This is a genomic window from Kitasatospora sp. NPDC087314, from assembly GCF_044744365.1.
Lineage (GTDB): Bacteria > Actinomycetota > Actinomycetes > Streptomycetales > Streptomycetaceae > Kitasatospora.
In genome coordinates, this window is record NZ_JBIUYE010000017.1 from 210,016 (window position 1) to 220,920 (window position 10,905).

The 10,905-nt window shown below is 73.9% G+C and carries 10 protein-coding genes; 7 read left to right on the plus strand and 3 right to left on the minus strand.

The genetic code is table 11. The features are described from left to right. Nucleotides 1-9 precede the first annotated feature (9 nt). Entirely contained in the window at nt 10-495 is a 486-nt protein-coding gene (locus tag ACIO5E_RS32840) for an RNA polymerase sigma factor (protein ID WP_400674939.1), read from the plus strand. Beyond that, on the plus strand, nt 492-1,109 hold the full coding sequence (locus ACIO5E_RS32845; RefSeq protein ID WP_400674942.1) for a methylated-DNA--[protein]-cysteine S-methyltransferase: 618 nt from the start codon (nt 492-494) through the stop codon (nt 1,107-1,109). Before ACIO5E_RS32840 ends, ACIO5E_RS32845 begins: the two co-directional genes overlap by 4 nt. A 249-nt stretch (nt 1,110-1,358) precedes the next feature. Here the strand turns inward: ACIO5E_RS32845 and ACIO5E_RS32850 are convergent, their stop codons facing one another. Then, the gene (locus ACIO5E_RS32850) at nt 1,359-2,279 is read right to left on the minus strand and encodes a LysR family transcriptional regulator (RefSeq protein WP_400674944.1); all 921 of its coding nucleotides are present in this window, start codon (nt 2,277-2,279) and stop codon (nt 1,359-1,361) included. A 96-nt stretch (nt 2,280-2,375) separates the two neighbouring features. Between ACIO5E_RS32850 and ACIO5E_RS32855 the strand changes: the two genes are divergently transcribed. The 4 genes from ACIO5E_RS32855 to ACIO5E_RS32870 all read left to right on the plus strand — a co-directional run bounded on the left by ACIO5E_RS32855 (nt 2,376) and on the right by ACIO5E_RS32870 (nt 6,436). After that, nucleotides 2,376-3,080 carry a succinate dehydrogenase cytochrome b subunit gene (locus ACIO5E_RS32855; RefSeq protein WP_400674946.1) on the plus strand — a complete coding sequence of 235 codons (705 nt, stop codon included), beginning with the start codon at nt 2,376-2,378 and terminating at the stop codon, nt 3,078-3,080. Continuing rightward, complete coding sequence (locus ACIO5E_RS32860; RefSeq protein WP_400674949.1) at nt 3,077-5,020, plus strand: fumarate reductase/succinate dehydrogenase flavoprotein subunit; 1,944 nt, start codon at nt 3,077-3,079, stop codon at nt 5,018-5,020. Before ACIO5E_RS32855 ends, ACIO5E_RS32860 begins: the two co-directional genes overlap by 4 nt. Further along, nucleotides 5,017-5,754 carry a succinate dehydrogenase/fumarate reductase iron-sulfur subunit gene (locus ACIO5E_RS32865; RefSeq protein WP_280686227.1) on the plus strand — a complete coding sequence of 246 codons (738 nt, stop codon included), beginning with the start codon at nt 5,017-5,019 and terminating at the stop codon, nt 5,752-5,754. The genes ACIO5E_RS32860 and ACIO5E_RS32865 overlap by 4 nt, the downstream gene beginning before the upstream one ends. Nucleotides 5,755-6,133: 379 nt before the next feature. Continuing rightward, nucleotides 6,134-6,436 (plus strand): hypothetical protein, encoded by a 303-nt coding sequence (locus ACIO5E_RS32870; protein WP_400674953.1) that lies wholly within the window; start codon nt 6,134-6,136, stop codon nt 6,434-6,436. Nucleotides 6,437-6,473: 37 nt separating this feature from the next. Here the strand turns inward: ACIO5E_RS32870 and ACIO5E_RS32875 are convergent, their stop codons facing one another. Both ACIO5E_RS32875 and ACIO5E_RS32880 read right to left on the minus strand, forming a co-directional pair. After that, the gene (locus ACIO5E_RS32875; RefSeq protein WP_400674955.1) at nt 6,474-7,055 is read right to left on the minus strand and encodes an alpha/beta fold hydrolase; all 582 of its coding nucleotides are present in this window, start codon (nt 7,053-7,055) and stop codon (nt 6,474-6,476) included. A gap of 52 nt (nt 7,056-7,107) precedes the next feature. Continuing rightward, entirely contained in the window at nt 7,108-8,043 is a 936-nt protein-coding gene (locus tag ACIO5E_RS32880) for a DUF2797 domain-containing protein (protein WP_400674958.1), read from the minus strand. A 409-nt stretch (nt 8,044-8,452) separates the two neighbouring features. Here ACIO5E_RS32880 and ACIO5E_RS32885 point away from each other — a divergent pair, with 409 nt between their 5' ends. Continuing rightward, nucleotides 8,453-10,600 carry a restriction endonuclease gene (locus ACIO5E_RS32885; RefSeq protein WP_400674961.1) on the plus strand — a complete coding sequence of 716 codons (2,148 nt, stop codon included), beginning with the start codon at nt 8,453-8,455 and terminating at the stop codon, nt 10,598-10,600. The last annotated feature ends 305 nt before the right edge of the window (nt 10,601-10,905 follow it).

Consider the following 10,905-nt stretch of genomic DNA (forward strand, 5'->3'; position numbering starts at 1 on the left):
GAGACCCCCGTGAAACAGCCCTTCGAGAAGATCGTCGCCGAGCACGGCCCCACCGTGCTCCGCGTCTGCCGGGCCGTCCTCGGCCCGCAGGACGCCGAGGACGCCTGGTCGGAGACCTTCCTGGCCGCGATGCGCGCCTACCCCGACCTCCCCGACGACGCCAACGTCGAGGCATGGCTGGTGACCATCGCCCACCGCAAGGCCATCGACGTCCACCGCGCCGCCGGACGCAACCCCCTGCCCGTCGACGAGGTACCGGAACCGCCGCCCGCCACCGCCCCCGGCACCGGCGACAACCTGTGGGCGGCGGTCAGGCTCCTGCCGCCCAAACAGCGCCGAGCCTTCGCCTACCGCTACGTCGTCGGCCTGCCCTACGCCGAGATCGCGCAGATCCTCGGCGGTACCGTCGAAGCGGCCCGCAGAGCCGCCGCCGACGGGATCAAGACCCTCAGAAAGCGTTACCCGAAGAACGGGAAAGAAGGAGAAGCACCATGAGCGGCACCCGCACCGGCGACAACGTCATCGCCATGCTCTCCACCCCCGGGGACACCGCCATCCTGGAACGGCTGCACCGCCGCCTCGAGAACGAGGCCGACAGCGCCGGCCTCGTCGACGTCGCCTACACCACCGTCGACTCCCCGCTCGGCAGCCTGCTGCTCGCCGCCACCCCCAAGGGCCTGGTCCGCGTCGCCTACGCCAGCGAGGACCACGACCGCGTCCTGGACACCCTCGGCCACAAGCTCAGCCCCCGCATCCTGCGCGCCCCCAGCCGCCTGGACGCCGCCGCCCGCGAACTCGACGAGTACTTCACCCGCCGCCGCAAGACCTTCGACCTCCCCCTCGACCTCTCCCTCTCCCACGGCTTCCGCCGCACCGTCCAGCAGCACCTCCCCGAGATCGCCTACGGCCAGACCCGCAGCTACCGGCAGGTCGCCGAACTCGTCGGCAACCCCAAGGCCGTCCGCGCCGTCGGCACCGCCTGCGCCACCAACCCGCTGCCCGTCGTCATCCCCTGCCACCGCGTCCTGCGCACCGACGGCACCCTCGGCGGCTACATCGGCGGCCTCGACGCCAAGACCGCCCTACTCGACCTCGAAGCAGCGGCCTGACCACCGCGATCCAGCCGGACGGACGCTCCCGCAGCCGTGAACGTCCGGTCCGAATACCGCCAGCACCCGGCCGGAGCCCGCGCCAGGATCAGAAACACCGCAAAACATCCGGAAACGGTCCAGAGCGGCATGCCGACCCCACCAGCCGCGCACGCTTATCGATGGACAATCAAGCCGGTTCGCACGATGGGGTTCGCACCCGGAGAAATCGCCTCGACGGGCGACAATCACGCAGACCCACCCTCATCGTCACAGCAACAGCCGTGTCCCCGGCGGGAGTTCGCCGTCCTCGGCGGCGTCGCGCAGGTGCGCCAGCAGGGTGGTGTGCAGCGCCTCGGCGGCGCGGGTGAGCGGCACCTCGTGGCCGTGGGCGACGGCGATGGTGCGGCCCAGGCCCGGTTTGGCGAACGGGGTGACGGACAGGCCCGAGCGGGCCGCCACCATGCCGGGCAGCACGGCCGGGCCGAGTCCGGCCCGGACGAAGCCCAGCACCGCGTCCATCTCGCCGCCCTCCACCGCGAACTCCGGCTCGAACCCGGCCGCCCGGCAGGCCGCGAGGGTCGCCTCCCGCAGGTCGTAGCCCTCCCGGAACATCACCAGCGGCCGCCCCCGCAGCTCCGCCACCCGGACCTTGCGCCGGGCCCGCCGCTCGGCGGAGACCAGCACCAGCTCCTCGTGCAGCAGCTCGGTGACGGCGAGGGCGGGCGCCTGCTCGCCGCTCGGCGGGGTGATGATCAGCGCGAGGTCCAGCTCCCCCGCCGCCAGCGAGCGGACCAGATCGCGCGAGCCGCCCTCGCGGACCACCAGCGCCACCCCCGGGTAGCGGTCCCGGAACACCCGCAGCACGTCCGGCACCAGGCTGGTGCACAGGCTCGGCGGCGCGCCCAGCCGGACCCGGCCGCGGCGCAGCTGCACCGTCTCCTGGACGGCCAGGCGGGCGCTCTCGGTGTCCACGAGGATGCGCCGGGCCAGCGGCAGCAGGGCGTCCCCGGCGTCGGTCAGGGCGATGTTTCCCCGGGTGCGGTGGAACAGCTCGGCCCCCAACTCCCTCTCCAGCGACCGGATCTGTTGCGAGAGGGACGGCTGCGCCACGTGTGCCGCCTCGGCCGCCCGGGTGAAGTGGCGGGTCTCGGCGACGGCGAGGAAGTAGCGGAGTTGCTGGAGCTGCACACACCCAGGATAGGCCGGGACGATAGCCGGTGCCTATCGTCATGAGCCGCAGCATGTCTTGGACGCACCCTGGCGTCCGTCCCTACCGTTGCAGCCATGACAACCGCGACTCGGACGGCCCGGCATCCGTCCACCCTGGCGACGCTGTGGCGGTCGACCGTCGGCAAGAAGGCGGTCATGGCCGTCACCGGACTGGTCATGCTGCTGTACCTGGTCGCGCACATGCTGGGCAACCTCAAGGTGTTCTCCGGCCCCGACGACATCAACGGCTACGCGGCCTGGCTGCGCACCATCGGCCAGCCGTTCCTGGGCCACGAGTGGTTCCTCTGGATCGCCCGGACCGCCCTGCTGGCCTCCGTCGTGCTGCACGGCGTCTCGGCGTACCAGCTCAGCCGCCGCGACCTCGCCGCCCGGCCCAGCAAGTACGTGCACCGGCGCCGGCGCGCGAGCTACGCGACCCGGACGATGCGCTGGGGCGGGGTGATCCTGGCGCTGTTCATCGTCTGGCACGTCCTCGACCTCACCACGCTGACCGTGAACCCGGCCGCCGAGGAGGGCCACCCGTACCAGAACATCGTGGCCTCCTTCGGCCGCTGGTACGTCGACGTGTTCTACATCGTCGCGATGCTGGCCCTCGGCTTCCACATCCGGCACGGCTTCTGGAGCGCCGCGCAGACCCTCGGCGCCAACAACGCCCGCCGCGACCGCGTGCTGAAGCTGACCGCCAACGGCCTGGCGCTCGTGCTGACCGCCGGCTTCCTGTCCGTCCCCGTGGCCGTGATGACCGGAGTGGTGAAGTGAGCTACCTGGAGTACACCGTCGGCCAGCCGATCGCCGACACCAAGGCCCCCACCGGGCCGATCGAACAGCGCTGGGACCAGCGGCGGTTCGACGCCAAGCTGGTCAACCCGGCCAACCGGCGCAAGCACACCGTGATCGTGGTCGGCACCGGCCTGGCCGGCGGCGCGGCCGGCGCCACGCTGGCCGAACAGGGCTACCACGTCGTCCAGTTCTGCTTCCAGGACTCCCCCCGGCGCGCCCACTCGATCGCCGCCCAGGGCGGCATCAACGCGGCCAAGAACTACCGCAACGACGGCGACTCGATCCGCCGGCTGTTCTACGACACCGTCAAGGGCGGCGACTTCCGCGCCCGCGAGTCCAACGTGCACCGGCTCGCCCAGGTGTCGGTGGAGATCATCGACCAGTGCGTGGCCCAGGGCGTCCCGTTCGCCCGCGAGTACGGCGGTCTGCTGGACACCCGCTCCTTCGGCGGCGTGCAGGTCTCCCGCACCTTCTACGCCCGGGGCCAGACCGGCCAGCAGCTGCTGCTCGGCGCCTACCAGGCGCTGTCCCGGCAGATCGCCGCCGGGAACGTGGAGATCCACCCGCGCACCGAGATGCTCGACCTGCTCGTGGTCGACGGCCGGGCCCGGGGCATCGTCGCCCGCGACCTGGTCACCGGCGCGATCAGCACCTACACCGCGGACGCCGTGGTGCTCGCCACCGGCGGCTACGGCAACGTCTTCTACCTCTCCACCAACGCCAAGAACTCCAACGCCACCGCGATCTGGCGGGCCCACCGGCGCGGCGCCTACTTCGCCAACCCGTGCTTCACCCAGATCCACCCCACCTGCATCCCGCGCTCCGGCGACCACCAGTCCAAGCTCACCCTGATGAGCGAGTCGCTGCGCAACGACGGCCGGATCTGGGTGCCCAAGGCCCAGGGCGACACCCGGCCGCCGACCGAGATCCCCGAGGACGAGCGGGACTACTACCTGGAGCGGATCTACCCCGCCTTCGGCAACCTGGTGCCGCGCGACATCGCCTCCCGCGCCGCCAAGAACGTCTGCGACGAGGGCCGCGGCGTCGGCCCCGGCGGGCAGGGCGTCTACCTCGATTTCGCCGACGCCATCCGCCGGCTGGGCCGGGACGCCGTCGCCGCCAAGTACGGCAACCTGTTCGACATGTACGAGCGGATCACCGCCGAGGACCCGTACCGGGTGCCGATGCGGATCTACCCCGCGATCCACTACACGATGGGCGGACTCTGGGTCGACTACGACCTGCAGACCACCGTCCCCGGCCTGTTCGCCGTCGGGGAGGCCAACTTCTCCGACCACGGCGCCAACCGACTCGGCGCCAGCGCGCTCATGCAGGGCCTCGCCGACGGCTACTTCGTGCTGCCGCCCACCCTCAACGACTACCTGGCCCGCAACCCGCTGCCCGCCGTGCCCACCGACCACCCGTCGGTCACCGAGGCCGAGGCCGAGGTCGAGGACCGCCTCAACCTCATCCTCTCGGTGGACGGCGACCGCACTCCCGACTCCTTCCACCGCGAGCTGGGCGAACTCCTCTGGGACGAGTGCGGCATGGCCCGCGACGAGGCGGGGCTGCGCCGCGCGCTGGCGCGCATCCCGCAGCTGCGCGAGGAGTTCTGGCGCCGGATCAAGGTGCCCGGCACCGGGCAGGAGCTCAACCAGGCGCTGGAGAAGGCCAACCGGCTCGTCGACTACTTCGAGCTCGCCGAACTCATGTGCCTGGACGCCCTGCACCGCGCCGAGTCCTGCGGCGGCCACTTCCGCACCGAGAGCCAGACCCCCGACGGCGAGGCCGCCCGGCGCGACGAGGAGTACGGCTACGCCGCCGCCTGGGAGTTCACCGGCACCGGCGCCGCCCCCGTCCTCCACCGCGAGGCCCTCGACTTCGAGCACGTCCACCCCACCCAGCGGAGCTACGCATGAACCTCACCCTGCGCATCTGGCGCCAGGCGGGCCCGGACGCACCCGGGTCGATGACCACCTACCAGGTCGGCGGCATCAGCCCCGACATGTCCTTCCTGGAGATGCTCGACACCCTCAACGAGGAGCTGATCACCCTCGGGGACCAGCCCGTCGCCTTCGACCACGACTGCCGCGAGGGCATCTGCGGCGCCTGCGGCATGGTCATCAACGGCCAGGCCCACGGCCCCGAGCGGACCACCACCTGCCAGCTGCACATGCGGCACTTCCAGGACGGCGACACCATCGACGTCGAGCCGTGGCGGGCGGCGGCCTTCCCGGTGGTCAAGGACCTGGTGGTGGACCGCTCCGCCTTCGACCGGATCATCGGCTCCGGCGGCTACATCTCCGCCCCCACCGGCAGCGCCCCCGACGCGCACGCCACGCCCGTCCCCAAGGAGGCCGCCGACACCGCCTTCGAGCACGCCGAGTGCATCGGCTGCGGCGCCTGCGTGGCGGCCTGCCCGAACGGCTCGGCGATGCTGTTCACCTCCGCCAAGGTGGTCCACCTCAACGTGCTCCCCCAGGGCGCGCCGGAGCGCGCGTCCCGGGTGCGGAACATGGTCACGGCGATGGACGCCGAGGGCTTCGGCGGCTGCACCAACACCGGTGAGTGCGCCACCGCCTGCCCCAAGGGCATCCCGCTCCCCAGCATCGCCGCGATGAACCGGGAGTTCCTGCGGGCCGCACGCGGCTGACCGGCCTGCCCCACGTCCCCGGCCGCTCGTCCCCGACCCTGGCCCCGTGTCCCCGGCCCCGTGTCCCCGGCCCCGCGTCCTCAGGCGCGGGGCCGACGGCGCGTGACGGGGCGCGCGGGGCGTTCGCGCGCTCCCCATCGGAGTGGCGGATCGTCAGGACCGGCGCTCCCGTCCGGAGAATCGCGCTACGGTGGTCCTCCATCACGGAAGGACGGCATATGCCCGAGGTTCAGTCCTGTTCCGGGTGCGGAGGGTCCGGGGGGACCGAGAAGACCGAAGCCACGGTCGAGCGGGACGAGGAAGGAAACACGGTGCCGAGGATCCACACCTTCTGGTCGCCCTGCGGTCGGTGCCACGGATCCGGGACGGTGATCGTCGGATGAGGTTGGTCTTCGAGTGCGTCGAGTGCGGCGGGCACTACCTGCCGCCCGAGAGCATGGCCTACCCGGACGGACCGGCCTCGCCGGTCTGGTGCTCGCGCTGCCAGTCGGCCAAGCACGCCGCCGGTGTCCAGGAGGACCCGCTGCTCGCCCGTGTCGCCCTGGCCGCCGCCCGGGCCGCGCTGGCCCGCCGGGCGGCGGACGGCGAGCCGACCGCGCGCGGCGACGTCCGCCCGTCCCGGCCGCCGCTGTCCCGCCGGGCCCGGTCCGGCCCGGGCGGGGTCCGCAGCAGGCTGGGCTGAACGTCGACGCCGAGCCGGCGTCGGCTCCGCGTAGGCGTCAGCCCCGGCTGGACGTGGTCGCGAGGAACTGCTCCAGCACGGCCGCGACGGTGTCCGGGGCGTCCTCGGGGCTGTAGTGCCCGACGCCCGGCAGCTCGACGGCCCGGCCGCGCGGGAACGCCTCGGTGAACAGCGGCAGGAAGTGCCGGGCGGCCAGCGTCCGGTCGGCCGCACCCCAGAGCGCGAGGGCGGGCAGCGCCGCCAGGGCGGTCCGGGCCTCGACGGTCGGGGTCTCGAACGCGTGCGCCCCGACCGCGAAGCCCTTCGCCCAGCCGAGCGCCCCGGCCGCCTCCGCCCGGGTGGGGAAGGCCGAACCGTAGGCGGTCAGCCAGGTGTCGGTGATCAGGGCGTTGTTCTGGAAGCCGTTGAGCTTCAGGATGCTCAGGATCGTGTAGCCGAGTTCGCCGAGGACGGCGTCGAGGGTGCCGTCGGCGTGCGCCCGGACGATCCAGCGGAACCACGGGGACTCGGCGGCGTTGGCCGCCAGCGCGTCGCCGAGGCCGGGCTGGCCGAACGGCGTCGGCCCGTTGAGGCTGACCACCCGGGCGATCAGCTCGGGGTGACGGGCGGCCAGACCCATGCCGACCGGGCCGAGATTAAGCCCTATGGTTTCAACAAGCAACCGGCTGAGGTCAGAACAGCGCCTCCTGGGTGTCCGGCTCCGGCGGGCGGACCCGCTCCTCCAGGGCGACGCCCGCCGTGGCGCGCCCCGTGACCGCGGTGAGCGTCCAGCCGGTGAGCAGTCGGGTGTCCAGCAGCAGCGGGCCGGAGCCGTCGGCCTGGTCCAGGAAGAGGTGACGGCCGACCGGCGCCCGCAGGATGCCCGCGATCACCGCCCCGGCAGCCAGGCCGCCGATCTGCCGGTACGCCTCCGGGGCTCCGCCGGACAGCCCGAACCGCACCACGTGGTCGACCACCGGACGGTCGGCGAGCAGCTCCAGGGCGTGGCCGTCCAGCAGGCGGTGTGCCCGGGCCCGGGCCTCGGCGAGCACGGCCCGGCGGTGCGGCTCATCGCCGTGCGCCCACCAGTGCTCCGTCTTGAGCCGGACCTTGAACCGCTCGCGGGCCAACCCCGAGGCGGCGACGGTCAGTTCGGCGCGCCGGATCGCCGGGAGACCACCCCGGGCGGTGAACGCATAGGCCAGCGCCCCCTGTTCGAGCAACCGGCTGTCACCGCGCTGCTCGGCGGTCAGGCCGACCTTCAGCAGGCCGTCGCCGAACCAGGCGAGGTAGAGCAGGTACGTCCGGCCGTCGTCGAGGATCTGGTCCCGGGCGAGGGCGAGGCCCCGGTCGACGCTCTGGCAGGCCGGGCACTGCACCGCGCCGCCGTCCGGGGCGATCTCCGCGCGGTGCGGGCACGGGGTGCGCTCCGTCGCCCCGGCGAGCCAGGCGCCGGTGCAGCGGCGCGGCCCGCCCAGCAGCCAGCCGACCTCCGCGCCGGGCGTGACGGCCCGCTCGTGCGCCCGGCCGCCGCGTACGGCGCCGAGCAGGGCGCGGCCCTCGTGCCAGCTCAGCCCGGTGGAGACCCAGCCGCCGGGCCGGTCCGGGTGCTGCGGTGCGATCGTCACGGGCAAACCCTCCCTCTCGAACCAGCGAGGGTACCCGCCCCCACCGACAACGCCCGCCCCGGCCGCCTCACCGCACTCCCGCCGGGCCCCGGGGCGGGCGCCGCGGGAGCCCCGAGGGCCGGTCTTCGAACCCCCGCCGTCCGCCCGGCGGGCGGGCCTCGCGGCGGTTCGGTGCGTGGGATGGGGATACCTCCCGGCCGAAGGCTGGGGGAGCATCGCCATGCGGACGGGGGTTCGAGGACGGGCCCCAGGGCCGCCCCCGGCCGCGCCGGCCGAAATCCGGCCGCGGTGCAGGTCGCCGGGGCTTGGCCCGGTGGGGTGTTCACGTTCTATTGTTGCGGGCGCGGTGGGCGCCACGGCCGGGAGGCGGGCGGCGCGACCGGTCCGGCGTGCAATGAAGGGGTGGACGGTGGCGGGGCGGCGGAACGACGGAGTGCTGGCGATCTGGGCGGAGGCGCAGCGGCAGCAGCAGCGCCGGGAGGAGGCCCGCTGGCGGGCCGAGGCGGCGCAGGAGCGCCAGCGGGAGCGCGAACAGCGCGAGGCGCAGCGGGCGGCGGCCCGCAACGAGCGGGAGGCCCAGCGGGCGTACCAGCAGTCCCGGGAGGCGGAGGCGGCCCGGCTGACGGCCGAACTGGACTCCCGGGTCGAGGAGTTGCGCGGGCTGCTGGCCGCCGGGCTGCGGGCGCCGGCGTTCGGCCCGCAGGCGCTGCTGGCACCGCGCCCGGTGCCGCCGTTCGACCCGGGCCCGCTGGGCCAGGCGGTGGCGATGCCCGATCAGGGCGGCCCGAAGTACCACGTGCCGCCGCCGGACCAGGTGCAGGCGCGCAATCCGGGGGTGCGGCGGCAGTACGAGCAGTACCTGGCGCAGGCCCGGGCCCGGTTCGAGCAGGACTGGTACGCCGCCCAGGCGCAGGAGGCGGACCGGCAGCGCCGACTGGCCGTCTACCACCAGGAGTACCTGGCCTGGGCGGCGCAGTTCCGCCGCCAGGACGAGGAACGCGCCGCCCGGACCGAGGAGTTGCTGCGCCGGCTGCGCGCGGGCGAGCCGGAGGCGGTGCAGGAGTACTTCACCGCCGGCCTGTACGCCTCGGCGGCCTGGCCGGAGGGCTTCCCGCACCGGCTGGTGGCGGCCTGGGAGGCGTCGGCCCGGCAGCTGGTGGTGAACTGGGAGCTGCCCGGCCCGGACGTGGTGCCGGCCGCCTCCCGGGTGCGGTACGTGAAGACGGACGACCGCGAGGCCGAGGTGGCCCGCCCGGCGACGGAGCGCAAGGCGCTGTACCGGGAGGTGCTGGCACAGTCCGCGCTGCGCCTGGCGGCGGAGCTGTTCCGGGCGGACCGGGACGGGATGCTGGACTCGGTGGTGCTGAACGGCTTCGTCCTCGGCATCGACCCGGCGACCGGCCGGGAGGCGGAGCGCTTCCTGTCCACCCTGACCGCCTCCCGGGCCGAGTTCGCCGGGCTGGCGCTGGACCGGGTGGTGCCGGTGGAGTGCTTCCAGGGCCTGGGCGGCAAGCTGTCCGCGCGCCCGGAGCGGCTGGACGAGGTGCGGCCGGACCGGCTGCCGGAGGCGGTCGGCGGAAGCCTGGCCGGGCACGGCGGCGAGGAGGACCCGGACCTGTTCGAGATGGACCCGATCGAGTTCGAGGAGCTGATCGCCGAGCTGTTCCGGCTGCGCGGCTTCCGGGTGATGACCACCGCCCGCAGCGGCGACGTCGGGGTGGACGTGGTGGCCGAGGACCTGGACCCGGTGACCGGCGGCAAGATCGTGATCCAGGCCAAGCGCTACCGGAAGACGGTCCCCCCGACGGCGGTGCGCGACCTGGAGTCGACGGTCCGCCACCACGGGGCGAACAAGGGCATCCTGGTGACCACCGCCGGCTTCGGCCGGGGCTCGTACAGCTACATCGAGGGCAAGCCGCTGACGCTGGTCAGCGGGCCGGAGCTGGTCGATCTGCTGGCCGAACAGGGGCTGCGCGGGCGGCTCGGCGGGGGCGCCGCGAACGACGGCAAGCCCGCGGCGGCGGCCGCCGCGCCGACGGACCGTCACAGCAGCCTGACGGTCAGCTGGCAGAGCCGGACGGCCGGCGGGGACGCGGTGGAGCTGGACGTCACCGCGTTCCTCTGCGCCGCCGGGCGGGTGCTGAGCGACGAGCACTTCGTGTTCTTCAACAACCCGCAGGACCCGGACGGCGCCGTACGGCTGCACCCCACCCACTCGGTGCCGGGCGAGCCCTCCCGGGCGGTCCGGCTGACCCTGGACCTGGAGCGGTTGACCCCGAAGGTCGACGAGGTGGTGGTCGCCGTCTCCACCGAGGAGGAGGAGCCGCCGGCCCTGCCGCTCGGCTACGTGCACGGCGTCGCCCTGGCGGCGACGTACGGTCCGGGCGCGGCCGGGCCGGCGCAGTGGGCGGCCGGCACCGGCGGCGTGCCGGACAGCGCGATGCTCGTCGGCTCGTTCCAACGCGCCGGCGGGGGCTGGCAGTTCAGCCCGTCGGGCCGGGCGGTGACGAACGGTCTGCTCGGGCTGGCGGGCGCGTTCGGCGTCGCGGTGGAGTAGCGCGGGGACCATGGTCCTCAGGGATCGGTGTCATACCTGAGAAGGAGAAGGCCCCCGCCGCGCCGCCGGGACGGCGGGGGTCGACCCTCCTCGGGACATACGCATCGCGTTCGAACGGATTGGGAGGATGGAACGGAACCCGAATGTCCGTTCCCGCCCTCAGGAGCACCTCCGTGACGATCCCCGCAACCGCCGCCCGTACCGGCCTGACGGCCGCCCGCGCCACCGGCCTGAACAAGGTCTACGGGGACGGGGAGACCCGCGTCGTCGCCCTCGACAACGTCACCGTGACCTTCCCCCAGGGC